This window comes from Mucisphaera sp., from assembly GCF_965279675.1.
Taxonomy (GTDB): Bacteria; Planctomycetota; Phycisphaerae; order Phycisphaerales; family Phycisphaeraceae; genus Mucisphaera.
In genome coordinates, this window is sequence record NZ_CBDIIJ010000002.1 from 998,082 (window position 1) to 1,023,573 (window position 25,492).

General features: G+C 64.3%; 23 protein-coding genes. 11 read left to right on the forward strand and 12 right to left on the reverse strand.

Going from position 1 to position 25,492, the window contains the following annotated elements:
- Positions 1-9 precede the first annotated feature (9 nt).
- Positions 10-1,734: a type I 3-dehydroquinate dehydratase gene (locus tag ACQZAB_RS04445; protein WP_428387441.1), complete on the reverse strand. Its 1,725-nt coding sequence runs from the start codon at positions 1,732-1,734 to the stop codon at positions 10-12.
- 17 nt (positions 1,735-1,751) lie between these two features.
- Here ACQZAB_RS04445 and ACQZAB_RS04450 point away from each other — a divergent pair, with 17 nt between their 5' ends.
- The 3 genes from ACQZAB_RS04450 (at position 1,752) to ACQZAB_RS04460 (ending at position 4,101) form a co-directional block, all read left to right on the forward strand.
- Complete coding sequence (locus ACQZAB_RS04450) at positions 1,752-2,390, forward strand: RNA polymerase sigma factor (RefSeq protein WP_428387443.1); 639 nt, start codon at positions 1,752-1,754, stop codon at positions 2,388-2,390.
- Between the two features lie 8 nt (positions 2,391-2,398).
- Entirely contained in the window at positions 2,399-3,406 is a 1,008-nt protein-coding gene (locus ACQZAB_RS04455; protein WP_428387445.1) for a hypothetical protein, read from the forward strand.
- 287 nt (positions 3,407-3,693) lie between these two features.
- Positions 3,694-4,101, forward strand: coding sequence for a hypothetical protein (locus tag ACQZAB_RS04460; RefSeq protein WP_428387446.1), 408 nt, complete (start codon positions 3,694-3,696; stop codon positions 4,099-4,101).
- A 17-nt stretch (positions 4,102-4,118) separates the two neighbouring features.
- Here ACQZAB_RS04460 and ACQZAB_RS04465 read toward each other — a convergent pair whose 3' ends face one another.
- Positions 4,119-4,763 (reverse strand): D-sedoheptulose-7-phosphate isomerase, encoded by a 645-nt coding sequence (locus tag ACQZAB_RS04465; protein ID WP_428387448.1) that lies wholly within the window; start codon positions 4,761-4,763, stop codon positions 4,119-4,121.
- Positions 4,764-4,795: 32 nt separating this feature from the next.
- Entirely contained in the window at positions 4,796-5,608 is an 813-nt protein-coding gene (locus ACQZAB_RS04470; protein ID WP_428387450.1) for an SDR family NAD(P)-dependent oxidoreductase, read from the reverse strand.
- A 39-nt stretch (positions 5,609-5,647) separates the two neighbouring features.
- Between ACQZAB_RS04470 and pyrE the strand changes: the two genes are divergently transcribed.
- Positions 5,648-6,187, forward strand: coding sequence for an orotate phosphoribosyltransferase (gene pyrE, locus ACQZAB_RS04475; RefSeq protein WP_428387452.1), 540 nt, complete (start codon positions 5,648-5,650; stop codon positions 6,185-6,187).
- 22 nt (positions 6,188-6,209) lie between these two features.
- Here the strand turns inward: pyrE and ACQZAB_RS04480 are convergent, their stop codons facing one another.
- Both ACQZAB_RS04480 and ACQZAB_RS04485 read right to left on the reverse strand, forming a co-directional pair.
- Positions 6,210-8,459 carry a glutaminase domain-containing protein gene (locus ACQZAB_RS04480; protein WP_428387454.1) on the reverse strand — a complete coding sequence of 750 codons (2,250 nt, stop codon included), beginning with the start codon at positions 8,457-8,459 and terminating at the stop codon, positions 6,210-6,212.
- Positions 8,460-8,551: 92 nt separating this feature from the next.
- Positions 8,552-9,775, reverse strand: a complete 1,224-nt coding sequence (locus ACQZAB_RS04485) for a cysteine desulfurase family protein (RefSeq protein ID WP_428387456.1) — start codon at positions 9,773-9,775, stop codon at positions 8,552-8,554.
- A 123-nt stretch (positions 9,776-9,898) separates the two neighbouring features.
- On the opposite strand from ACQZAB_RS04485, the gene lysA reads away from it, so the two are divergent.
- The 3 genes from lysA (at position 9,899) to ruvB (ending at position 14,138) form a co-directional block, all read left to right on the forward strand.
- Positions 9,899-11,224, forward strand: a complete 1,326-nt coding sequence (gene lysA, locus ACQZAB_RS04490) for a diaminopimelate decarboxylase (RefSeq protein WP_428387458.1) — start codon at positions 9,899-9,901, stop codon at positions 11,222-11,224.
- Between the two features lie 72 nt (positions 11,225-11,296).
- Positions 11,297-13,048, forward strand: coding sequence for an ATPase, T2SS/T4P/T4SS family (locus ACQZAB_RS04495; protein ID WP_428387460.1), 1,752 nt, complete (start codon positions 11,297-11,299; stop codon positions 13,046-13,048).
- Positions 13,049-13,088: 40 nt separating this feature from the next.
- Complete coding sequence (ruvB, locus tag ACQZAB_RS04500; protein ID WP_428387461.1) at positions 13,089-14,138, forward strand: Holliday junction branch migration DNA helicase RuvB; 1,050 nt, start codon at positions 13,089-13,091, stop codon at positions 14,136-14,138.
- 15 nt (positions 14,139-14,153) lie between these two features.
- On the opposite strand, the gene ACQZAB_RS04505 is transcribed toward ruvB, so the two are convergent.
- From ACQZAB_RS04505 to ACQZAB_RS04515, 3 genes are read right to left on the reverse strand one after another with little or no spacing between them, the layout of a single operon-like run.
- Positions 14,154-15,230: a sodium:calcium antiporter gene (locus ACQZAB_RS04505; RefSeq protein ID WP_428387463.1), complete on the reverse strand. Its 1,077-nt coding sequence runs from the start codon at positions 15,228-15,230 to the stop codon at positions 14,154-14,156.
- Positions 15,231-15,269: 39 nt separating this feature from the next.
- On the reverse strand, positions 15,270-15,917 hold the full coding sequence (locus ACQZAB_RS04510) for an SCO family protein (RefSeq protein ID WP_428387464.1): 648 nt from the start codon (positions 15,915-15,917) through the stop codon (positions 15,270-15,272).
- Between the two features lie 8 nt (positions 15,918-15,925).
- Positions 15,926-16,798: an ABC transporter permease gene (locus tag ACQZAB_RS04515; protein ID WP_428387466.1), complete on the reverse strand. Its 873-nt coding sequence runs from the start codon at positions 16,796-16,798 to the stop codon at positions 15,926-15,928.
- Between the two features lie 114 nt (positions 16,799-16,912).
- Here ACQZAB_RS04515 and ACQZAB_RS04520 point away from each other — a divergent pair, with 114 nt between their 5' ends.
- Positions 16,913-17,539 carry an ATP-dependent Clp protease proteolytic subunit gene (locus tag ACQZAB_RS04520; RefSeq protein ID WP_428387468.1) on the forward strand — a complete coding sequence of 209 codons (627 nt, stop codon included), beginning with the start codon at positions 16,913-16,915 and terminating at the stop codon, positions 17,537-17,539.
- Positions 17,540-17,570: 31 nt separating this feature from the next.
- Positions 17,571-18,158, forward strand: a complete 588-nt coding sequence (locus ACQZAB_RS04525; RefSeq protein WP_428387469.1) for a hypothetical protein — start codon at positions 17,571-17,573, stop codon at positions 18,156-18,158.
- On the opposite strand, the gene murJ is transcribed toward ACQZAB_RS04525, so the two are convergent.
- The 3 genes from murJ to ACQZAB_RS04540 are packed head-to-tail and all read right to left on the reverse strand — an operon-like array spanning position 18,151 to position 21,798.
- Positions 18,151-19,722: a murein biosynthesis integral membrane protein MurJ gene (gene murJ, locus ACQZAB_RS04530; protein ID WP_428387470.1), complete on the reverse strand. Its 1,572-nt coding sequence runs from the start codon at positions 19,720-19,722 to the stop codon at positions 18,151-18,153. The two genes, ACQZAB_RS04525 and murJ, sit on opposite strands and share 8 nt — an antisense overlap.
- Positions 19,712-20,569 carry a VanZ family protein gene (locus tag ACQZAB_RS04535; RefSeq protein WP_428390137.1) on the reverse strand — a complete coding sequence of 286 codons (858 nt, stop codon included), beginning with the start codon at positions 20,567-20,569 and terminating at the stop codon, positions 19,712-19,714. The genes murJ and ACQZAB_RS04535 overlap by 11 nt, the downstream gene beginning before the upstream one ends.
- On the reverse strand, positions 20,569-21,798 hold the full coding sequence (locus ACQZAB_RS04540; RefSeq protein WP_428387472.1) for a glycosyltransferase family 4 protein: 1,230 nt from the start codon (positions 21,796-21,798) through the stop codon (positions 20,569-20,571). The genes ACQZAB_RS04535 and ACQZAB_RS04540 overlap by 1 nt, the downstream gene beginning before the upstream one ends.
- A gap of 308 nt (positions 21,799-22,106) precedes the next feature.
- On the opposite strand from ACQZAB_RS04540, the gene ACQZAB_RS04545 reads away from it, so the two are divergent.
- Positions 22,107-23,426 carry an O-antigen ligase family protein gene (locus ACQZAB_RS04545; RefSeq protein WP_428387474.1) on the forward strand — a complete coding sequence of 440 codons (1,320 nt, stop codon included), beginning with the start codon at positions 22,107-22,109 and terminating at the stop codon, positions 23,424-23,426.
- The gene (locus tag ACQZAB_RS04550; protein ID WP_428387475.1) at positions 23,423-24,361 is read left to right on the forward strand and encodes a hypothetical protein; all 939 of its coding nucleotides are present in this window, start codon (positions 23,423-23,425) and stop codon (positions 24,359-24,361) included. Before ACQZAB_RS04545 ends, ACQZAB_RS04550 begins: the two co-directional genes overlap by 4 nt.
- Here the strand turns inward: ACQZAB_RS04550 and ACQZAB_RS04555 are convergent.
- Positions 24,358-25,485: a glycosyltransferase family 4 protein gene (locus tag ACQZAB_RS04555; protein ID WP_428387477.1), complete on the reverse strand. Its 1,128-nt coding sequence runs from the start codon at positions 25,483-25,485 to the stop codon at positions 24,358-24,360. The two genes, ACQZAB_RS04550 and ACQZAB_RS04555, sit on opposite strands and share 4 nt — an antisense overlap.
- Between the last annotated feature and the right edge of the window lie 7 nt (positions 25,486-25,492).

Below are 25,492 nucleotides of genomic sequence, written 5' to 3' on the forward strand. Positions count from 1 at the left end.
AGAAACAGATCAGTCCGCCAGCGACCGATCCAGCACCTGCCGAAAAACCCCAAGCGGTGCCGGCTGCCCCGTCCACAGCTCGAACTGCCCCGCCGCCTGCCGCACAAACATCTCGTCACCCGACACGATCCGACAACCCGCTGCCTCGGCCTCGCGAAGCAGCTTCGTCTTCCGCGGGTTGTAAATCGTGTCGAACACCAACCGCGGACAGGTCTCGTCCTCAAACAACGACACCGGCACCGGCGACGCATCCACCTCCGGATGCATCCCAACCGAGGTGCAGTTGACCACCGCTTCAAAACAGCTGCCGCAGAGCTTCTCCATCGGCCCCGCCACCACCTTCGCCCGACCGCCCTGCATGGTCTCGGTCCCATGAAACGCCTCGGCCAGCGCTTCGGCACGCTCCCGCGTCCGGTTGTAAATCGCCACGGTCGCACCGGCGTAAGCAAACCCCGCCACCAGCGCCCGCGCCACACCCCCTGCTCCTATCACCGCGATGCGCATCCCCGCCAATCCCTCAGCCGTCGTCTCCAGACCCTCGCACAGCACATCGAGCGCCGCCGCATAATCGGTGTTGCTGGCAAGAAGCGAGCCATCCTCACGCACCGTCAACGTGTTGGCCGCACCGATCCGCTGCGCCAGCGCTTCGATCTCCCCACCACGCTCTTCCACGAAGCGCAGCAGATTCTCCTTATGAGGAATCGTCACCGAGCCGCCCCGGAAATGCAGCGTCGGGTGATCGATCCACGCGCCAATGCTCGCCTTGAAAGGCTCATATCCCGGAGCCACGGGAAGCGGCAGGTACACCCCATCAAACCCGTAATCCACCGTGCCCGAGCCAGAGGCCGGTGTCGATAGATCCGGATCGATCGCATCAAATCCCGCGTTGTGAATCGCAGGGCTCAACGAGTGCCCGACCGGATAACCGATCACCCCGAACACCCGCGTCTCCGGCCCCACCCGATCCCACCGGTACAGCCCCTTGATCTCCTCGATCGTCGGCTGACCCGGCGCTGTCCCCGACCGCTTATCCAACGAAGCAAAGGTCAGGTGCGCCCCGAACTTCTTCGCCAACACCCGCGACGACAACCCGAACTCACCCATGCACAGCGCGATCAACGGCTTGGGCGTCTCCGCCAGCAGATCAAACGCCTCCAGATTGTCGCGGATCGACCGTGCCCGCCAGGCCACCTTCGCCACACGACAAGCCGGCGCTGCCACCATCGCACCGATTCGACGAATCAGATCAGCCGGCCGCCCCTCAAAATCATGCGAAGACAACACCAACCCCGTATCCACCGGTCGATGCTGCTTCTCATGCTCCACCACGAGATGCACCTTCTGACGCAGGTTGGCCGAGCGCTCGTAAGCCAGCAGTTCGATATCGATATATACAGGTGGCCGTGGCACCAGCCCCGCCGCTTCGATCAGACTGATCCGCGACTGATCGTCGCCGTCGTAATCGCCACCCTCCCAGACCGGACGGCACGTCAGAAGACAAGGCAGCGGCGACCGGTCGACCAGCGTGCACACCAGATCCGTGTCGTCCGCCACCCGATCGACCCGATACTCCACCACATCCGCGCCACGCTCACCCGCAAGCACCGCCGAACGCAGAGCGCCTTCCAGGTCTTCAACCATGATGGGAACCGCAATCAGCGTCATGCCGTAGAGCCTAGCCGGACTGACCCACCCACGCGCAAACCCTGCCGCATGAAGAAGATTCCATCCCATCCTCTAGAATCGACCACGTGAGCCCACCCGATCTGCCCGACAACCTGACCGATGCCACCGACGAGCAGCTGCTGGCCGGCTACCAGGCAGGCAGCGACGAGGCCCTCGAAACCCTCATCAGTCGCTACGACCGCGAGCTCGTCTTCTTCCTCACACGCTTCGTCAAAGACCGCGCCACCGCCGAAGACGTCTTCCAGGAAACCTTCATCCAGGTCCACCTCTCCGCCGACACCTTCGACCCCAGCCGCAAATTCAGGCCCTGGCTCTTCACGATCGCCGCCAACAAGGCCCGCGACCAGATCCGCAAGAACAACCGCCGCCAGGCCACGTCGATGTCGACCCTCCTCGATAAATCCGCCGAGGACGGCGCCTCGCTCATCGACCTGCTCGACGCCGACCTGCCCAAACCCGAAGACCTCGCCGAAGCCGAGGAAACCCGCGAACGCGTCCGCCAGGCCGTCTCGGAACTGCCCGAACACCTACGAGAAGTCCTCCTCCTCGCCTACTTCCACCAGTTTGCCTACAAGGAAATCGCCGAGATGCTCTCGGTCCCGCTGGGCACCGTCAAGAGCCGATTGCACGCCGCCGTCGGCACCTTCGCCGATCTCTGGAAGAGTCGCAGCAATGAGCGAACCGACGGACCCGACCCCGCGTAAGAGAAGACATGATCCCTGACGACGCCCAACCCAAGCCCAGCCGAAACGAGGTCAAACCCCGAACCCTCGGCCCCCTCGATGCCGCCGCTCTCGACGCCCTCATGGAAGCCCGAGCCCAAGGCGTCGCACCCGGCCCCATGCCCCCCTCCACCCGTGAACGCTCGGAAAGGATCAGCCAGCTCCTCGACACCCTCGCCACCGATCACCCCAACAACGACCCGCCCCTGCCTGACGAACTCCGCGCACGAACCCTCCAGGCCGTCCGCGACGCCCGCCAGCGAGCCCGCTTCACCCAGCAGGTCGACGAACTCTCCCGCCCAGCCGGGGCACCCAGCGGCTTCGGCGTCAGCTGGCGCCAGGTCATCGCCGCCGGCCTCGTCCTCCTCGTTGGCGGCTCACTCCTGATGCCCGTCCTCGAAGAAAACCGCGCCGCCGCCAACCGAGCCCTCTGCCAGGACAACCTCGCCGCCGCCGGCATCGCCTTCAACGCCTACGCCAGCGACCACAACGGCCTGCTCCCTCGTAACCCACTCGCCGCCACCGCCGGCAACTCCGCCAACCTCTTCACCATGATCACCAACGGCTACCTCCAGCCCGCTCAGCTCGCCTGCCCCGAGAACGAGCACTTCGACCGCGCCAGCCAGGCCAACGCCTCAGCGACCAACTGGGAAAGCCCCGAACTCGTCTCCTACAGCTACCAGCACCAGCGCTCACCCCAACCCACGCGCATCGATACCTACCCCACCCTCGCCGTGCTGGCCGACCGCAACCCCCTCTTCCGCCCCACGCCCACCGGCTTCCGCTTCGACGCCTCCATCCCGCCCAAAACCTCTTCCACCATCCACCACCAGCCCGGACAGAACGTCCTGCAGGCCGACGGCACCGTCAGCTGGTGGAACACCCCCATCTACACCGCCGGCGACACCCCCGACAACATCTGGACCGTCCAAGGCGTCACCAACCACACCGGCCAGGAAACCCCCAGCCACGAACACGACAGTTTCCTCCTGCCGTAATCCCTCAACCGCACATCCCATGCAAGGCTAGCTCAAAGCGCCAATATCTCGAATAGGGGACAATCCTGACTTGTATCGGGCGGTCTGTCCGATAAGTTAGGTAACGCGGACAGCTATTCTCTCGAATCTAAGCATTCACAGCCTTGCAGCCCTCTCGGGCCAGCAGGCTGCCCAAACAGCGGGTGCGGCAAACCGTTTCCGCTGGTTCTCAGGAGAAGGGGAAAGCCGGGATGACACTGGCGATCAACAGCAAACGCGCCTGTCAACACATGCAAGGAGGCCTCGCCATGGAAAACCCACAAGTCTCTCCACAGATGCTCGAGTCCAAAGCCGCCGTCTGGTTCGACGAAACCTGGGCCGTCACCAGCCGACGCCTCTCCCGCACCGTTCGGATCGATGCCGACCACCTCCTCGCACACGGCCAGACCGTCCGCCAACTGATGCCGCGCCTCCTCGACATCGTCGCCAAAGACCTCCACCACGACGTCCAGGCCCTCAGGCCCGCCCTACAAACCGTCGTCAGCGAACAAGGCCTCTGCCGCACCGCACAGGGCATCATCCCACCGCAGGAACGCGCCCAGATCATCAACTGCTGCCTCGACACCCTGCTCATCGTCCTCACACGCGTCCGACGCCAGGCCATCGAACACGGCACCTGGTCCAAAGACCCCAGCACCGTCCCAATGTGCGGATAAACCCGTCCCTCGCGACCTCAGGTGAGCTTCGGCCCGAGTGAAGCCGGCTTGATGCTGTCATCCACCTGACCCATCCGACGCCGACCCGCCGCCACCAGGTCCGCATCGATCGCCTCGCAGAGGGTGTGGTACAGCAGCAGATGCGCCTCCTGAATCCGAGCCGTCGTGCCCGAGGGCACGACCAGCTCGCAATCCGCCAGCCCCAGACAGGCACCGCCCCCCTTGCCGAGAAAAGCGATCGACGCCAACCCCGTCGACTTCGCCGACTGCAACGCCCCCACGATGTTCGGGCTGTTCCCGCTGGTCGAAAACACCACCAGCACGTCCCCCTCACGCCCAAACGCCCGGACCTGCCTCGCAAACACATCCTCAGCCGGATAATCGTTCACCAGCGCCGTCAGCACGTTGTGATCCGCCGTCAGATCGATCGCCGCAAACCCCTCCCGATCCGCGTCATAACGGTTGGCGATCTCCGAACTCAGGTGTGCCGCATCCCCCGCCGAACCGCCATTGCCACAGCAAAGCAGCTTGTGCCCCGACAGCAACGCCGTCAATACCAGCTCCGAGGCACGTGCCAGCGGCCCCGCCAACTCGGTCAGCCGCGCCTGCATCTCTGCCGATGCCGCCAGGTTCTGCCTCAGCGTCTGATTCACATCCTGCATGCACCCATCCTAACCCCGCCAGCCAGTCCCGGTCACTCCCGAGGCGGGGTGTGCCGCCGCGCTCCCCAAACCCCCAGCGACGGAAACATCGTCGCGATCCCCAACCCAAACCGCACCCCGGGCATCGGCCACACCTCCGCCCGAGGCCGCTCCATCGCCGCCACGATCCGCTTCGCCACGTGCTCAGGCGTCTGCTGCGGACCATCAGGCAGTAACCGCCGCTTCGGCCGATACCCCGATTGCTCCGCCGCCGTCGTGAAAAAATCACTCGTCGTCCCCACCGGATGCACCGTCGTCACCGCCACGCCCTCCGGCTCCAGCTCCAACCGCAGCGCCCCCGCCAGACCGTCCTGTGCAGCCTTGGTCGCGCAGTAAGCCCCCATCTCCGGCAGCCCCAACTCGCTCACGCACGACGAGCAGATGACCACCTGCTTCAATCCGTCCACCGTCTCACGCAGCGCCGGCATCGCCGCCCGCACCGTGTGAATCGTCCCGAAGTAGTTCGTCTCAAAAATCGCCCGGTGCTCCTCATCCGTCGTATCCAGCACCGTCTTCACCAACCCGTAGCCCGCGTTGGCATATGCCACGTCGATCCGCCCGAACGCATCCACCGCCTCCGCCATCAGCGCGCCCATCGAAGCCGGATCCGTCACATCCCCCACCACGCATCGCGCCCGCCCACCTTCCTTCTCGATCCGGCCCGCCACCTCTTCCAACTTCTCCAGCCGCCTCGCGCTCAGCACCACCCGCATCCCCCGCCGAGCCGCCTCCATCGCCGTCGCCGCGCCGATCCCCGCACTCGCCCCCGTCACCACCAGCACCTTGTCCTTGAGTTCTCGCTTCATGCCCAGAGTGTAGACGCATCCCCCGCTACACTCGCCCGCATGAACACCACCACCCACGCAGCCCTCATCCAGCAGATCAAGGACGCCGCCCTGCTCGAAGGCGACTTCACCCTACGCTCCGGCAAAAAGAGCCGTTACTACCTCGACAAGTACCTCTTCGAGACCGACCCATCCATCCTCAAGCAGGTCGGCCACCTCCTCGCCGAACGCGTCGCCCGCTTCGACAACGTCACCCGTGTCGCCGGGGCCGAGCTAGGCGGGATCCCCCTCGTCGTCGCCGTCTCCCTCCAACTCGGCCTGCCATCGCTCCTCATCCGCAACCAGAAAAAAGACTACGGCACCGCCAAGCAGTTCGAAGGCAGGCTCAACCCCGGCGACCGCATCGTCCTCCTCGAAGACGTCGCCACCACAGGCGGACAGGCCCTCGAAGCCGCCAAACTCCTCCGCGACGACTGCCAGGCCGAAGTCCTGGGCGTCGTCGCCATCCTCGACCGCGAAGAAGGCGCCCGCGAAAACATGACCGAAGCCGGCTTCCACTTCGAAGCCCTCTTCCAACGCGCGGATATGGGGATGGACTAAGAGAAATAGGCGAGCAAGTGATCTACCCAATCGCCCCCAGCCCGCCCGCACCCGCCACCGCCGGCTCGCCGTCCGCCTCACCCAGCACGATCACCGGGTCTGTCTCACCCTCGATCAGCACCCGACCCGATTCATCCACGACACACACCGGGATCTTCCCCGCCTTCCAGTCGGCCAGCGCCAGAAGCGGCCACCGCTGAGGCATGTGACGATCCGGATCGATCGCGATGTACGGCCCCGACGCCGCCAGCCGATCGATCACCAGACGCGGACCCGCGAGGAACACCCCAAACGAGCTCACGCCACGCGGGTTGTAAGCCAGGTTGTTGTGCACATACGCATCCGCAAAACCCAGCGACTGCGCATGCGTGTTGCTCATCACCTGAAGGTCCCAGTAGAGCTGCGCCAGAGGCGCAGCCCCCACCTTCATGTACCGCGCCAAAGCATCACGCCAGAGATTCTGAGACACCCAGATGCTCTCCGGCTCCGCCGACGTGTGCCCACACCCATACCGCCCGCGACACTCACGCGTCGCCGCCGCCAGATCCCGCTGCAGACGCTTCTTATCCAAAGGCAACGGATGGCCCGTCATCAAAGGCAGCAGCACACCATTGCCCGTATAGATCGAATACCCGTCCCAGCCGTCCAGCCGCTCCTGCGCCAACGGCACCTGCGAGCCCGGCGGATAAACACCCAGACCCGACTTATCCACGCACACGGCGTAGTGGTCCCCCAGCCAGGCCGCCGCTTCGATCTTTTCCGCGTCCGCCTCCGCCACCGAACTGCAACGCACCCCCAGGTCCGTCGGCTCGTCGATCGATAGCAACGCCCCGACCGCCCGCAGCGCCGTGATCCGTTTCACCGCCAGATACGTCTGACCCCGCGCGAACTGCACCGCAGGTAGCCCGTCATCCAGCGTGTTTACGATGCCCTCGGTCGGGAAACCCGTCTCCTCCCGATCCGACCACAGCAGATACTTCGCCAGCCCCTCCACCAGATCACGCAGCGAGGTCGCGACCGATCGATCCCCCGTCCAACGCGTGTAAGCATCCAGCAGCAGCAGAAAATCCGCCGCGTGCTCCACGTGCATCGCATACGGATACGCCGGCCCCGCCACCTTGTCCCCACGCCCCAGATCCCGACGCAGCCAGCACCCACCCGATGCCTCGTGCGCCTCCGGCCGCCCGGCCCAGGCACGAAGCTGTAGCGACAACAGATCCGGCCACATCGACAAATAGAAAAGCGACCCGTTGTATTCCGCATCGATCGGACTGTGATACAGACGCGTGCCCTCAAGCACACTGAACCACGGCCAAGCCCCCGAGCCATCCTCCGGCTCCACCTGCATCCAGTACGAGTTGCTCAGCATCGACTGGAAACTCTGGTTCAGCAGATGCCGGTGAGCAGGATCCAGCGGCGCCTGCTCCAGCAGCTTCTCCAGCCGACGCGAACGCGCCAGCCGCTCGTCACGACGCTCCACCGCCTCGGTCATCACGTCATCAAGCGTCGGCCACGTCGCCGCATAACGGAACCGCGCCGGCCCCGAACCATTCGGATGATCCACCTGCAACGCAGGCTCCGACACGTGCGCCGCCCACACCATCCGCCACTTGATCCCGCTGCTGTCGTCCGTCACCGGCAGCGTCAGCGCCAACCCATCCCCCTGCTCCAACAGTTCGCAACCCGGATTCAGACTCAGCAGCCGCTCATGAACAGCAACCTGCTCACTCCGATTCGGGTCCTGACCCGTGACCGGCTCGGGCGTCGGGCTCGCCTGATAAACCATGTCGATCCGCGCCGGCTTCTTGCCGGATCCCGGATCGGCACAGATCTCTGTGTCGTGCCGACGCAACCGAATAAACAGCTTCACCTTCTCAGGCGTCGGACCGCTCGGCCGCTCCCAACGGAAACTCGGCACCGGATGAATCCGCATCTCCAGATAGAACACCGGCATCAGACACAGCCGCTCATCCTGTGGATAGAACACACTGTGCACGTTGAACTCGAAACGAAGCCGATACCGCTCGCTGAAACCCCGGAACGTGATCGAATTCAACCGCTCAAACTGCTCCGGGTTCGCCAGCAACTGACCATCCGCCGACAACGGCAACACCCGACGCGTCCCATCCGGTTCTTCCATCCCCACCATCAGATCAAGAGGCTGATCGCAGAACCTGCCCAACGCCGAGTGCAACACACGACGACGATGAGGCTCAAAGTGCAACCCGAAACGGCTGCCCAGCCGCGCCAGCGTCCAACTCATCAGCTGCATCGATACTCCTCTTACACAGCGTCCTATCGGCATTCTGAGCCAAGCCGCTGGACGCCACAACCCCCAAGGCTAGCACGAACAGGCCCAAAACCTCAGCCTGTCGCCATCGGCATCGTCTGACGAAGCCGCTCCACCACCTTCACCAACGCCTCCACCGCCCGATCTAACTCCGCCTGCGTCGTCCACCGACCCATCGACAACCGAACACTCCCGTGCGCCCGCGCACGCTCCATCCCCATCGCCAGCAACACCGGCGACGGCTCCAGCGACCCACTCGAACACGCCGCCCCCGCCGAAGCACAAACCCCCTGCTCGCTCAGCCCGAGCAGGATCGCCTCCGCTTCAATCCCGGGGAAAGCAAGGCTCGTCGTGTTCCACAAACGCTCCGCCGCCGCCGCATTCACCACCGTACCCGGGATCGCCGCCACCACCGCCCGCTCAAACCCGTCCCGCATCGCACGCAGAGCCTCCACCCGATCCGTATCCGCTAAAAACGCCTCCGCCAGCTCCGCCGCCACCCCGAACCCCAGAATCCCAGGCGTGTTCTCCGTCCCACCCCGCCGATCCGTCTCCTGAGGACCCCCCCGCTGCTGCGGGCTCATCCGAACACCCCGCCGCACATAAAGCACACCCACCCCCTTCGGCCCATGCAGCTTGTGACCCGCAAACGTCATCAGATCAATCCCCGCCTCCGACACATCCACCAGCAGCTTCCCCACCGCCTGCGTCCCATCCACATGCCAGAGTAGTGACACCCGCTTCCCACCCTCCTTCAGCCGCACCCTCGCCTCCGAAACAACCCGGCCGATCTCAGCCATCGGCTGGATCACCCCGGTCTCGTTGTTCGCCCACTGCAGGGACACCACCACCGTCGCCGCCTCCTCGGCCACATGCCGGTCGATTGCCTCCGCAAGCACCTCCGCCTTCACAACACCATCCGAATCCACCTTCAGATGCTCCAGCACCACCCCCTCCTTCTCCAGCTGCTCCGCCGGCTCCCGCACCGCCGCATGCTCCACCCCCGTCGTCAGCAAGACCGCTCGCTTGCCCCGCCCCACCGTCGGCAGCAGCGTCCCCCGCAGCGCCAGATTGTTCGATTCCGTCCCACCCGAGGTAAACACCAGCTCCCGAGGCGTTGCCCCGATCAGCCGCGCCACCGAAGCCCTCGCCAGCTCCAGCCGCTGCCGCACCGACTGCCCGAACCTATGCACACTCGAAGGATTCGCCCAGAGCGCCCGGTTCGCCTCATCCAACACCGCCACCACCTCGGGCGCCGGTGCCGTTGTCGCGTTGTGATCCAGATAAACCCAGTCCATCACCCGATCCTATCGCCCCGAACCAACCTCGGGCGCATCATCCAGCCTGAGCTATCATCCATGCCGTCGGCAACGACCAGGAAAACCACGATTTAACCACGCCCCGAGCAGAGATACCCCGGCATGAACCACGCCTTCACCTACCGCAACGGCCGCCTTCACATCGAAGACCTCGCCGTCGACGACCTCGTTGCCCAGACCGGCTCACCCGTCTACCTCTACTCCGCCGCCGCCCTGCTCAACCGATACAACGAGCTCAAAACCGCCTTCGCCGAACTCGACCCCATCGTCTGCTACTCCATCAAGAGCTGCAGCAACATCCACCTCTGCCGCCTCCTCGCCGAAGCCGGCTCCGGCATGGACGTCGTCTCCGGCGGCGAACTCCACCGCGCTAAACTCGCCGGCGCCGACATGAGCAAGATCGTCTTCGCAGGCGTCGGCAAAACAGACGCCGAAATCACCGACGCCATCGAGTCCAACATCGGCTGGTTCAACATCGAGTCCGAAGCCGAGTTCGAAAACATCGCCCGCATCGCCCGGCAACTCGGCAAGACCGCCCGCGGAGCCCTCCGCATCAATCCCGATGTCGACCCCGAAACACCCCACGAAAAAACCACCACCGGCAAGAAGGAATCCAAGTTCGGCGTCGACATCGACCGCGCCAAACGCTTCTTCACCCGCTACGGCCGCGACGAACACCTCAAGCTCACCGCCGTCCACCTCCACATCGGCTCACCCGTCTACGTCACCCAGCCCTACGCCAAAGCCATCACCAAAGCCCTCGAACTCATCAACGACCTCCGCGCCGACGGCTTCACCATCGACACCATCGACATCGGCGGCGGCTACGGCACCGACTACACCACCGGCCAGACACCCCCCTTCGCAGACTACGCCAAGGTCATCGTCCCACTCCTTCGCGAATTCAAAGCTCAAGGCGGCACCATCATCGTAGAGCCCGGCCGATCCATCGCCGCCAACGCAGGACTCCTCGTCTCACAGGTCCAGTACCTCAAACAAGGCGGGTCCAAAACCTTCATCATCCTCGACACCGGCATGCACCACCTCATCCGACCCACCCTCTACGACGCCTTCCACTTCATCTGGCCAACCAAAGTCGCCGCCGAACACGAACCACCCGCCTGGGCCGAGCGACTCGACCTCCCAGGCCTCCAGCCCTGTGACGTCGTCGGACCCATCTGCGAAACCGGCGACTACCTGGCTCTCGGCCGCCAACTCCCACCCGTCGCCCGAGGCGACAACCTCGCCGTCTTCTCCGCCGGGGCCTACGGCATGTGCATGGCCAGCCACTACAACACCCTCCCCCGACCCGCCGAAGTCCTCGTCGAAGGCAACACCTGGCGAACCATCCGCCAACGCGAAACCTACGATGACCTCCTCAACCACGAAACCGCCGCTTCAACCACGCCGGCCCAAACATCTGGCTAGGACTAGAGGCCTCATGGTCCTATGATATAAATGGCTTGATAGAAACAGCTCACGTCCAGAGGGAATCCCGCGATGCCGATGCTCGAAGTCACCAACGAAGACGGTGCCGTCCATCGATTCGAGCTAGGCAAAGAACCCATCACCATCGGACGCCACAGCGACAACCAGGTCAAGGTCGATGACCACCGACTCAGCCGATTCCACTGCGAAGTCAAACCCGTCGAGAACGGCTACCAGGTCAAAGACCTCGGCTCCCGAAATGGCACACGCATCAACAACCAGATGATCAGCAAGGTCACGCTCAAACCTGGACAGACCTTCACCGCCGGCCGAACCCGATTCCGCGTCATCCCCTCTCCCCTCACCCAGGACAACCACCAGACCAAACCACAAAAACCCGCCAGGTTCCCCGGCGGCCTCGGTAACAAAGCCGCCGGACTCAGCCCGCAAGCCGTCGCGCTCGGCGAAGAACACCTCGAAAACGCCTCCGCACCCGCCATGGCCGCCGCACCGGTCGCAACCCGAAGAGCATCAGGCACCCTCGGCTCCATTCAGGCGCTGACCAAGATCGGCAAGCCCCTCACCTACCCGGAAAGCCGCATCTCCCTCGTCAACGCCCGCGGACAAACCGTCCACGCCGCCGACCTCAGCGAAAAGGATGAAAACGCCGGAACCGCCCTCCACCTGCTCCGCCTGCTCATCTACGGCTGCGCACGAACCGGTGCCTCAGACATCCACGTCGAACCCAAAGCCGGTTCGGCCCTCGTCCGGCTCCGTATCGACGGCACCATGATCAACATCACCCACCTCGACGATCAGGCCACCATGCAGATGATCAGCCTCGTCAAGGTGCTCTGCGACATCGATATCTCCAAACGCTCGGTCATGCAGGAAGGCCACCTCGCCGCCGAACTCCCCGACCGACGCATCGACTTCCGCATCAGCTTCACACCCTCACGCTTCGGCCAGAAACTTGTCGCCCGCGTCCTCGATCCCCACCGATGCCCATCCGGCCTCGATGACGTCTTCCTCCCCGATCAGGAACACAACGCCATCCGCAGGGCCATCGCCCGCGAATCCGGCATGCTCATCATCTGCGGACCCACCGGCTCCGGAAAAACCACCACCCTCTACGCAGCCCTCCGAGAACTCGACGCCAACGTCCGCAACATCGTCACCATTGAAGACCCCGTCGAATACGAGCTCCCCGGCCTCACCCAGATCCCCGTCAACGTCGAGAAAGACCACACCTTCTCCAAACTCCTACGCTCCACGCTCCGCCAGGACCCCGACGTCATGGTCGTCGGCGAGGTCCGCGACGCCGACACCGCCGTCACCGCCATGCAGGCCGGCAACACCGGACATCTCGTCCTCTCCACCATCCACTCGCAAGGGTCCATCAGCACCATCATCCGACTGCTCGACCTCGGCGTCGAACCCTATATGGTCGCCTCAACCCTCACGCTCGTCCTCGCCCAGCGACTCGTGCGCACCCTCTGCCCGCGCTGCCGCCGCGAGGTCGCCATGTCCGACCAGGACCGCCTACGACTCGGCCAACACGCCGCCAACGCCCACCGACGCTGGGAAGCCGTCGGCTGCAAAGCCTGCTACGGCACCGGCTACCAGGGACGCCGAGCGATCTTCGAACTCATGCCCCTCACCGACGTCGTCAAAGACGCCATCCTCGGCCGTGTCAGCATGACAGGCCTCAAGGAAGCCGCCCTCGCCGGCGGCCTCCGACCCATGACCGAAAACGGCGCCGAACTCGTCGTCGCCGGCATCACCTCCCTCGAAGAAGTCGACCGCGTCACCGGCGAAGGCTGATCCGCACCAACCAGCCCCAGCCACCCGCTACTATGACAACATGGTTACCGAGCGCATCGTTGCCGCCCAGTCCGAAGGCCCCGTCGAAGAAGCCGTCACCCTGTCGCTTCGACCCCAGAAACTCAGCGACTACGTCGGCCAGCCCAAACTCATCGAAAAGCTCACCATCGCACTCGACGCCGCCCGCCAACGCGGCCCCGAAGCCGGAGCCATGGACCACGTCCTCCTCCACGGCCCCCCAGGACTCGGCAAAACCACCCTCGCCAACATCATCGCCCTCGAAATGGGGGCCAACCTCGTCACCACCTCCGGCCCGGCCCTCACCCGACCCACCGACCTCGTCGGCACCCTCACCCGCCTGGGCGAAGGCGACGTCCTCTTCATCGATGAAATCCACCGCCTCCCACCCATCGTTGAGGAGTACATCTACCCCGCGATGGAAGACTACAAAATCGACTTCACCCTCGATCAGGGCATGCACGCCAAAGCCATCACACTCCCCATCAAACCCTTCACCCTCATCGGCGCCACCACCCGCGCCGGCCTGCTCTCAGGCCCTATGCGCTCACGCTTCGGCATCGTCCACAGCCTCGAGTTCTACAACAACAACGACCTCCACAAGATCCTCACCCGCAGCGCCGAACTCCTGGAGATGCGCACCGACACCGACGAGCGGGCCGACGCCGGCCTCCGCACCATCGCCGAACGCTCCCGCGGCACACCCCGCATCGCCAACCGACTGCTCCGCCGCGTCCGCGACTACGCCCAGGTCCGCGCCCAGGGACGACTCACACCCGACGCCGTCGACAAGGCCCTACGCCTCGAATCCGTCGATGAACTCGGCCTCGACGAGCTCGACCGCAAATACCTCAAGGTCATCGGCACCATCTACGAAGGCGGGCCCGTCGGCCTCGAAGCCATCGCCGCCACCCTCTCCGAAGACGCAGCCACCCTCGAAGAACTCGTCGAGCCCTACCTCCTCCAGATCGGCTTCCTCGCCCGCACCCGACGCGGCCGAACCCTCACCCAGCGAGCCGCCTCCCACATCGGCGTCGAACTCCCCCTCAAAGACGATGCGCTGTTCGATTAACGCCAGACGCCAGGCTCAGCCCGTCGCACCCACCCACTGAATCACCAGATAAGCCACATACATCAGCACCAGCGGCCAACCCATCCAACGGCTGAAGTGCCCCTTCTTCGCCGCCATCGCCACATAAACCCGAAACAGCACCAGCATCGCCAGCATCGTCGGCAGGTGCAGATGCAAAAACACCGCCGGCCAGTTCGAGTCCGTCTCGACCAAAGGCAGCGGGGCCGCCAACGCCGCAAAACCGATTACGAAAAACACGTTCAGAATATCCGCCCCAATCACATTCCCCACCAGCAACTCCGGATGCCCCTTCCGAATCGCCATCAGCCCCACCACCAGCTCAGGCGTCGATGTCCCCATCGCCACCAGTGTCCCCGCAATCACCACCTCCGGCACACCCCACTGCACCGCCAGCACGCTCGCCGACTGCACCAGCACCTCCCCACCAAAAATCACCATCAGCAACCCCACCAGCCCGAAACCCACCATCCAGAGCCCGCTATGCGCCTCAACCTCGTGCCCGTGATGCTCATCCGTAATCACCGCATCCCCCTGCTGACGCGCCCAGATCACCGACACCCACAGATACACCGCCAGCAGCAAGGCCATCAACGCCCCAAAGACCCGCCCGAACGTCGCCGCGTCGCCATCCAGAAACCACAGCGCATAACAGATTGTCGCCAGCAACACCCCCGAACCAAACTGCACCCAGCCCTGCCGCGTCAACAAAAACTTATCCGCAGGCAGCGTCCCCGCCGCCAGACAACCCACCCCGAAAATAAACCCCGTATCCGCGATGATCGAGCCCACCCCGTTGCCCAGCGCCAGCCCCGCATTCCCCGACCACGCAGCCAACACCGACACCGCCATCTCCGGACTCGTCGTGCCCAGCGACACAATCGTCGCACCCACCACAATCCGCGGCAGACCCAGCTTGTAAGCCGCCGCCGCCGCCGCTTCCACCATCCAGTCCGCACCCCGAACCAGCACCGCCAGCGCGACGAACACCAGCACCAGCAGCAGCCACTGCGGCTGGTCAACAAACCAGGCATTCGGCAGCAAGGCACCCAGGATCAGAGGAAAGCAGGTCATAGAACATCGAGTCTAGCAGAGCCTGACCGCCAACAACGCTCAACGCGCAACCAAGGCTCCCACATAAGGCACCAGCGAATCCATCGACGCCTCACTCAAACCATCAAACGTCGCACGCACCACATTCTCCCGGTCCACGACCAGGAATCGTGACGAATGCGTGATCGGCATCAGATCGTTCCCCGGATCCTCATCCAGCGCCAATCGGAAACCCTCCTGCACCAGCCGCCAGATCTTCTCCCGATCCCCACTCAAAAACGTCCACCGCTCCGGATCAGCCCCGTACTGCTCCGCGAAAGCCTTCAACACCGCAGGCGTGTCGTGCTCCGGGTCCACCGTGATGCTCACCAGCCGCACCTCATCCAGACCCACCTCCTCCAGCCGCTGCTGCAGCAGGCTCATCCGCTGCGTCATCACCGGACACACCAGTTGACAACGCGTGAAGATGAAATCCACCACCCACACCCGACCATCCAGATCGCTGCTCGCAAACGCCCGACCCTCGGTGTCCATCAGCGTGAAAGCCGGCGCCCGAAAATCCAGTGCCTGACCATGAGCCGGATCTGGCACCGGCAGATCACTCTCCGCTGCCGCGCCCCCACGCGCCGGCATCAAACCGATCACCACCATCCCCCCAGCGAGCGTAATCATCAGAAAACCCATCGCTAGAAAAACACGCCGACGCATCACCGGACTCATCGCGGGGCCCTCACCGCCCGTGTCGCCATCACCACCGCCGCCAGCACGCCCACGAGCAGCAGCACACCAGCGACACCCACCGGAACCACGGCCGACGGAGGAGCACCCTCAAACATCGCCCAACTCAACACCGCATGCCCATACGTCAGCGGGTTCAGATAACCAACCACACGCAGCCACATCGGCGCCAACTCAAGCGGGAACACCGCCCCACTCAAAAACCACATCGGCATCATCAACAGATTCATCAGGGCATGAAAACCCGCCGTTGAATCCATCGGCCAGGCCAGCATCAACCCCAAACCCGCCAGCCCCACCGATACCACCACCACCGCCACCAACGCCATCAGCCACCAACCGAGCCCGATCGCCCCGCCCACAAAAGGCCAGGCCAATAAAAACAGCCCGCCCTGCAGCGAAGCAATCACCGCCGCCCCCAGCATCTTGCCCAACGCCACCGCCGAACTCGGAGCCGGCGACACCAACACCCCCTGCAAAAAACCCTCCCGCCGATCCTCGATCACCGTGATCGTCGAGAACACCGCCGTAAACAACACGATCATCAACACCGTGCCCGGAAAAAAATAAGCCAGATAACCCACGCCAGCTTCCGCTGCAGCGCCATCCGACAGCGCCGACTCAGCCCCGACCCCAAGCGTCACCGCCTGGTTCAAACCCGACCCCAGCAGCAACCAAAACAACACCGGCGTCGCCAACGCCCCAATGATCCGTGTTCGCTGACGCGAAAAACGCACCAGCTCGCGAACAGCGATCGCCAGGCAGGCCCGCACCCACAGCCGCACCCCACCGCCAGCCCGCTCGCCAGCAGCATCCGTCAACATCGGTTTCATCGCCTGAGTCGTGCTCACGTCCGTATCCTAGCGATCCAAACAACGGTTGAGCGCCGCCTCACCCAATCGCCGATCGCTACAATCGCCCTACTGACACCAACCACCACGCTCCCAACCGAAGGAAGCCGTCCCATGAGTCTCATCCCGATGGTCATCGAAAAGACCGGCCGAGGCGAACGCGCCTATGACATCTACTCCCGACTCCTCAAGGACCGCATCGTCTTCCTTCCCGGACCCGTCACCGACGAATCCGCCAACCTGATCATCGCTCAGCTGCTCTTCCTCTCCAACGAAGACGCCAAGTCCGACATCCACTTCTACATCAACTCACCCGGTGGCTCCGTCTCCGCAGGCCTCGGCGTCTACGACACCATGCAGTTTATCCGGCCCAACGTCGCCACCTACTGCATCGGCGTCGCCGCCTCCATGGGCGCCGTCCTTATGATGGCCGGCACCGCCGGCAAACGGCACATGCTCCCCAATGGCCGCGTCCTCCTCCACCAGCCCCTCATGGGCGGCGTCATGCAGGGACAAGCCACCGACCTCTCCATCCAGGCCAAGGAGATGCTAAAAACCCGTAAACGCCTCTACGACATCATGGCCCACCACACCGGCAAACCAAATGAGGAAATCGCCCGCGACTGCGAACGCGATTACTGGCTCGACGCCGAAGAGTCCGTCAAGTACGGCGTCGCCGATGCCATCCTCAAGCACCTCCCCGAAAACGTCGCCGGCAACGGACAGAACAACGACGAGTAACACCGCCGCTGCCAACACCCGGAGGCCAACCTTGCTGCCAGCCCGAACCACCGCACTCCTCCTCACGGCCGTGCTACTAGGCACCGGCTGCGCTGGCAGCCAGGAGAACAATAACCTCCGCCGAGAACGCGCCGAAAACCAGGACACCATCGCCCGACTCACCGAACAACTCCGCCAGACCGAGGCCGAAGCCGCCGCCCTCCGCCAGCAACTCGGCCGCACCTCCGCCGTCGACAACGCCACCACCCCCGTCCTCACCGAGATCACCCTCGGCAGACTCTCCGGCCCCATCGATACCAACGCCGACGGCAACCCAGACACCCTCCGCCTCTACGCCTCACCCCGCGACGACCGCGGACGCTTCCGCGCCATCTCCGGCAAAGCCTCCCTCACCGTCACCGCCGCCACGCCAGGCGACAACCCACGCTTCCTCGCCAGCCGCGACTACAACCCCAACGAATTCGACGCCGCCTACCGCTCCGGCTTCACCGGACACCACTACACCTTCGAACTCCCCCTCGATCCGGCTCAGGCCACCCACGCCACCGCCACCCTCACCGTGACCGACGCCGAATCCGGCATCGAACTCACCACCCAGAAAAACTTCGAGCTCAAGTAACCCGCCGCAACAAGCCCAACAACCCCAGCGGCCAGGCCACCAACCCATAAACCCCCATCCCCACCACCACCGCCACCACCACGCGGACAGCGTCTCCCTGCGCGACCAGCTGCCGATCAACCAGCCAGACACATAACCCCATCACCACCGTAGCCAGCACCGTCAAGCCAGCCTCCCGCAGCAACCCCGCATCCAAGCGCTCCCGCAGAACCCACATCAAACCCCAAACCTGCACCATCGCCGCTATCGCCGTCGACCAAGCCAACCCCTCCGCCCCCAGCGGCCACACCAGCGTCAGATTCAACACCAGATTCAAAGGCACCGTCCACGCCATCACCCGAAGCGGCGCACTCGGCCGATCCAGCGCGTAACACCCACGCGTCAGCACATGCGTCATCGAATACGCCCACACCGCACTCCCATAAGCCAGCAACAACGCCGCCACCCGCTCCGTCGCCTGCTCACCAAACGCCCCACGCTCGTAGATCAACCCCACCAACGGCTCACAAACCAGCATCAAGCCCACACTCGCCGGCAACGTCAGCGTCAACGACAACCCCAACCCCTGCCGAAGCGCCGCTGCAAACCGAAGCCGATCACCAGCCACCTTCGCCAGCAACGGAAACGCCGCCGTCGCCACCGCGATCCCAAACACACCCAGCGGGAACTGATACAGCCGCTGCGACCACTGCAACGCAGCCACCGACCCCGATTCAATCGGATACCCCGGCTCGCCCGGCAGCCACGAGATCACCGCCGCCTCCGCCGAGCCAGGCGACAACACAAACGCAATCAGATGATCCATCAGCGCATTCACCTGAAACACACCCAATCCCACCGCCATCGGCAGCATCCGCACCGCCATCGCCTTCACCTCACCCAGATCCTCAGCCCCACCCCGCTCCAGCAGCCCGCGCCTTGATACAGACAAACCCACCCAAGCCAGCTGCAACACCCCAGCCCCCAACACACCCAGCGACAACGCAAACGCCACCTCCGACGGCTCACCCGAACCACCCGCCAACACCGCCGCCGTAATCAACCCCGCGTTCAGCACCATCGGCACCGCCGCCGCCGGCGCAAACACCCCATGCACCTGCAGCAACCCCCCCAGCAGCGCTACCAGACAAACCAGCGGCATGTAAGGCAGCATCCAACCCGCCAGCCAAAGCGTCGCCTGCGCCCGCTCACTCCCCACAAACACCACCGACAACCCCCACAACACCAACCACCCCACCAACACCAACACCGCCGTCACCCCCGCCGTCCACATCAGCACCGCCCCCGCAAACCGCTTCGCCTCGCCCGCCCGCTCACGAACCCGAGAGTAAGCCGGGATAAATGCCGAACTCAACGCCCCCTCACCAAACAGCCGCCGAAACAGATTCGGTACCAGAAACGCCAGAAAGAAAATATCCGCCCAAACCGACAACCCCAGCGTCGCCGCCAGCACCGCATCACGAACCAAGCCCGTCAACCGAGACATCAGCGTCAACCCGCTCACCACCAGCGTCGCCCGTCCCACCCCCCCAGACCCTGCTGCCGTCGTCGACTCACCGCTCATGCACACGCTCCCCGATCCCCACACGCCTCAACACCGGACGCGCCCCCGACAACAACACCCACAGCACCAACGCCGTCAACACACCCAGCTGATGCCAGTACACATCCGCCACCTCCACCCCGCGACCCGTCCCGCGCTGCGACCACTCAATCAGCGGCGCCGACCCCGACATCACCACCACCGTCACCAGCACACCCCAACGCGGCCGCCTCAAACCCGCAGGCATCGCCATCGCCAGCATCGCCGTCCACAACAGAGCCACATACAGATGCCCCGGCTTGTCAGCCCCATGACGCCCCAGCCCCACCCACGACGCCAGCCGAATCAGATACTCGTTCGCCTCAGGCCGCAGAAACAAAACCACCAACCCGGGCGTCAGCACCACCAGCACCCAACGCATCACCACCGCCAAAGCATCACGACACGCAATCGTATGCCGCGGCCTACTCACCAGATAAGCCCCCAGCACCCCGATCGCGTTGGCCACCGCGTCCTCAACCCCCGTATACCGATTCACAAACTGCTGCGTGTACTCATCCACAACCGCATACACCAGCACCACCGCCGTCGTCGCCAGCGCCCCGCCATGCTCGCCCAGCCAACGCGTCAACAAATGACTCCTCAGCGCCAGCCACGCCAACACCCCAAACACCACCACGTGCACCAGCTTGTCTGTCTGCAGAACCGGCGACCCCTCAGGCAGCGTCAGACCAGGCCAATGCGTCGCCACAAACAACGACGGCCAGTAAACCGCCAGCAGCCAGCGCGCCCACCGATCCAGCGACCGCTCAAAAGGCGACCGCCCCACACGCAGCCCATGCGATGACCCCAGCGCACCCGGCCCCATCACCGCTTCCGATCCAGACCACGACCCGTCTGAACCACCTCCAGAAGCACCCGCTCCCACGCCGCACAGCGATGCGCCGCCTCATGCTTCGCCCTGCTCGCCGCAAAAGCCTTCTCACCCAAAGCACGACACCGATCCCGATCCGCCGCCAACCCCTCAATCACCCGCACCAGCCCATCCACATCGCCCACCGCCAGCGTCTCGCCACACCCCGATGCCTTCAGCTCCATCGCCACCTCCGCCTCCTCCGGGCCCACGAACACCGACGCCCGACCCGCCGCCATGATCCCGTACAGCTTCGACGGCACCACCACCCCCGTAAACGCCGGCAGCTGACTGATCAGATGCACATCCGCCGCCGCCAGCAGCTCACCCAAACGCTCACGCGGCTGATACCCATAAACCGCCCCGTTCGGCAACGCCGCCACCCGATCCGAAACCTCCGCCATCCGCTTCCCGCTACCCACAAAAACAAAACGCAGATCGTCCCGATCCGCCAGCCGCTCCGCCGCCGCCACCAGCGTCTCCGCATCGTGCGCCAGCCCCAGATTCCCCGAGTACATCACCACAAACTTCCCCGATAGCCCCCATTCCGCCCGATACCCGCTCGCCTCCGGCTCTGTCGCCTCCGCCGGATTCGCCGCCCACACCCCGATCCAGTTCACACGCTCACCCGGCACCCCCTTCGACTCGATCAGCCCCTTCATGCAACGCCCCAACGCCACCACCCGATCACAACGCCGCAAACACCACCGATTCAGCGCCTCAAACCCAAGCGTCAGCCAGCCATCCGGCTTCATCACCCCCAAAGCCACCGGCACATCCGGGTACAGGTCCATCCCCCAGTAAACCCACCGACTCCCACGCAGCAGCCGCAGCATCGCTCCCAAGAGTCCGATAAAAGGCGGCGTCGTCAGCGTCACCACCACATCCGCCCGCTCAAGCGTCAAAACCCTGAAGCCCGCCAGCACGTAAAACAGCAGAAAATCCGCCAGACGCGCCGCAATCCCACGCTTCCCGAACAACGACACCCCCACCCGATGAACACGGATCCCATCCACCACCTCAAACCGAGCCAGCGACGCCCCCGTCTGACCGTAGATCGACCGCGACGCCACCACCTCCACCTCGTGGCCCTGCGCCACCAGGTAACGCCCCAGATCGTGCGCGTGCTGCGCCGTCGCCGCCACATCCGGGTGAAAAGGCTGATTGAGAATCAGAACACGCATCAAACACTCAACTTACAACTGAGAAAACCACCATCGATCAGGCCCGCCCAACACAGATGGCAGACAACCTCGGCACAGAACATACCCCGGGCACCCACCCATCATCGGCTCCCCGAACCGCACGAGCACAAGCAAGACACACCTTTATCGGGACCCTCCGCCAGACCTATAGGGCGCAAGCCCCACCCACTCTGAGATAGCATGGACCCCCAACAGCCAGCGAGCCGACATCAAGAAACAGGCCCACCCAACGGGCCAGAACCACGAGCAGGAGACCGGCTATCTCAGCGCTGACCATCCTCATCTTCATGCTGATCTCCATGACGCTCAGCATCGCCGTCTGGGCTCGACCTGGCTTCGCCGTCGGCCTCGTCCTCTGCAGCTTCGTCTTCGAACAGTGGGCTCAGGCCGGCAGCGGCCTCTTCGTCTCCTACTTCCAGCTCACCAACTACATGACCGGCCTCATCGTCGTCATGGCCTACGCCGCCACACTCATCAAACGACAGATGCGCTTCCCCAGCCTCGGAGCCGCAGGCTGGACCATGGTCGCCCTCTACGTCTACTGCATCATCTCCGCCGTCTGGTCCATCGACCGAGGCGAAACCATCGCACAACTCCGAAGCGCCGCCGTCTACCTCTCCGCCTTCGGACTCCTCGCCCCCCTCGTCGCCAGCGACACCAAAGCCATCCGCGACGCACTCCTCATGACCGTCCTCCTTGGCGGATTCCTCCTCGTCACCCTCCTGCTCAACCCCAACTGGAGCAGAAGAGGCGTACGCCTCGCCGTCGAAGGCGCCGCCAACCTCATGGTCCGCGACACTGGCAACCCGCTCGAAGTCGCCTCCGTCGGCGGCTACGTCGCCATCATCTGCGCCCTCCTACGCGTCGACAGCCTCCCCAACTGGCTCCGCTCCAGCCAATGGCTACTCGTCATCTTTGGCTTCGCACTCATCATCGCCTCCGAATCACGAGGACAGTTCTTCGCAGCCCTCGGCGTCATCATCCTCTTCATCCCCTTCGCCTACCCCATCCGCTCACTCGGCACCTTCATCGGCGCCGTCTTCGCCACCGCCATCGTCGCCGGAACCGCCGTGGTCCTCCTCCAGACCTTCGCCACCGAACGCTTCGACTTCCAGAACATGATCGAGAACTACTCCGATTCACGCATCGGCACCACAGGCATCCTCCTCGGAGCCTGGGCCAGCGCAGGACCCCTCTACTGGTTCCTCGGACTCGGAAGCTCCGCCTCCTACACCGACGACCTCCTCGGCACCTACCCCCACTTCGTGCCAGGCGAGGTCCTCGGCGAACTCGGCCTCTTCGGCTTCGCCATCTACTTCACCGCCTACACCCTCACCGCCATCGCCTTCTTCCGCATCTTCAGAGCCGTCAAGCCCTACCCCGAAGCCCGAAGCCTCATCGCCACCCTCGGAGCCCTCTGCGTCTTCGTCTCCCTCCTCACCCTCAAACAAGGCTCCCTGCTCGGCTCCTTCGCCGTGCCCCTCTTCTTCATCCTGGTCGGAACCATGGACCGCGAAGTCCGCGCCCTGCTCCACCATCCCCAGCACGCCCCTCAACCCATCCCCGACCAGCCAGCCCCCAACACGCCAAGAGCCCAACCCGCATGATCCAACGCAGACTCTTGTTGAGCCTCCCACTCCTTAGCTGGGCCACGCTCATCACCGCCATCCTCACCCTCTCGCTCGTCGGCATGGCACCCGCACAACCAGCCCGCGACGCACAGAGCCCCGCACCCACCACTGGCACGTTCGGACGAACCCTCGTCTCCGGACCCGCCTTCCCCGTCTTCGACGCCACCCTCTACCTCAAAAAACCCGACCTCGAACAACTCTACGGCATGCCCAGACTCCGCACCCACAAACGCCTCTGGATGCCCGAAGACAACCACGACGAACCCATCCGAGCAAGACTCGTCGCCGCCCTCGCACACATCCCCCGCGGCGAACTTATCTTCATGGACATCGAACACTGGCCCGTCAAAGGCCAGCCCGAAGTCGTCAACGACACCCTCCGGAAATACAACCTCGTCACCCACTGGGTCCGCGAAATCCGACCCGACCTCACCTTCGGCTACTACGGCGTCCCACCCATCCGCGACTACTGGCGAGCCGTCCGACCCGAACGCGCCGACCAATACCAGCAGTGGCTCGACGAAAACGACGCCCTCGCACCCATGGTCGAAAACCTCGACGTCATCTACCCCTCCCTCTACACCTTCTACAACACCCCCGACCAGTGGGTCGAGTTCGCCAAAGCCAACCTCAGCGAAGCCCGCCAGTACGGCCTCCCCGTCTACGCCTTCCTCTGGCCCCAGTACCACGAGGGCAACAAAGAACTCGCCTGGCAGTTCATCGATCCCGACTTCTGGCGACGCCAACTCGAAACCTGCCTCGAACACGCCGACGGCATCGTCATCTGGGGCGGATGGATGGACGCCGACAAAAAACGACTCAACTGGGACCCCACCGCACCCTGGTGGCGCGAAACCATCGCCGTCATGGCCGAAAACGGCGACCGACTCCTCAACCCCAAAGCCGATTAACGCCTCGAAGCCCTGCGAATCGCCGCCTCAAAACCATCCACCATCCGCGCTAGCGTGAACCGCTCCGTCACCGTCCGCTCCGCCTCCATGCGCATCGACGCCAGCTTCTCCCGATCAGCAAACAGCCCCGCCAGCACCCCGGCCAGCGAACCCGCATCCCCATCACGAAACACCGCCCCATTCTCACCCGGCCGCAGCGCATCGATCTCCGGATTGTGAGACGCCAGATCGTCCCCCACCACCACCGGCAACCCGTACCCCATCGCATGGATCAGACTCAGACCGACATTCGCCGGATACACAAACACATCGCTACATAAAAACCACGGCGCGAGATTGGCTTCCCCGTAGATCGCCCCGGGCATGATCACCCGATCCGCCACCCCCAGCCGCTCCGCCAACGCCCGCAACTCGCCCGCTGTCTCACCCTTCCCGATCAGCACCACCCGAAACCCTGGCAGCCGATCCTTCAACACCGCCGCCGCCTCAATCAACAAATCCTCCCGGTTCGCCGGCGCAAACCGGGATACAAACAACGCCACCGACCCATCCCCCAAACCGCGCTCCGCCCGAAAACGCTTCAACTCCTCCTCCCGACCCGCCCACGCAGCCCGCGCCGCCTGCATGGGCGACTGATCCAACGCATTCGCCGCCGTAAACAACCGGCCCGCATCAAACCCCACCGCCGCATAACGCTCCGCCACCGAAGCGCTATAGAAAAGCAGCGCATCCGCCCGGCGCCCCAGCCACCGCCGCACGCCCGCTCGCCAACCCGCCTCCGCCTTCGAATACCCATGCCCCCACAACACCGTCCCCACCCCCGACAGCCGCGCTCGCAACAGCGCCATAGGCAGCGACGCGTAGTGCGCATTCCAGGTCAACACCAGCACATCCGCCCGCCGCTTCGTCGCATACCGAAGCTGAGACCCATCCCACAACACCTCTCGCGACCCCACCCCAAACGACCGCGTCTCGCTCGGCTCCGCCGCAAACCCATCCGCCTCCACGTTCGGCAGCGCCGGATCATGCCCATACCGAACCAGCACCTCCAACCCCTCACGACGAGCCAGCTCCCGAAACACCGGGATCCGATAAGCAGGCAACGCCGGCTGCTGAATCACCACACGTAGG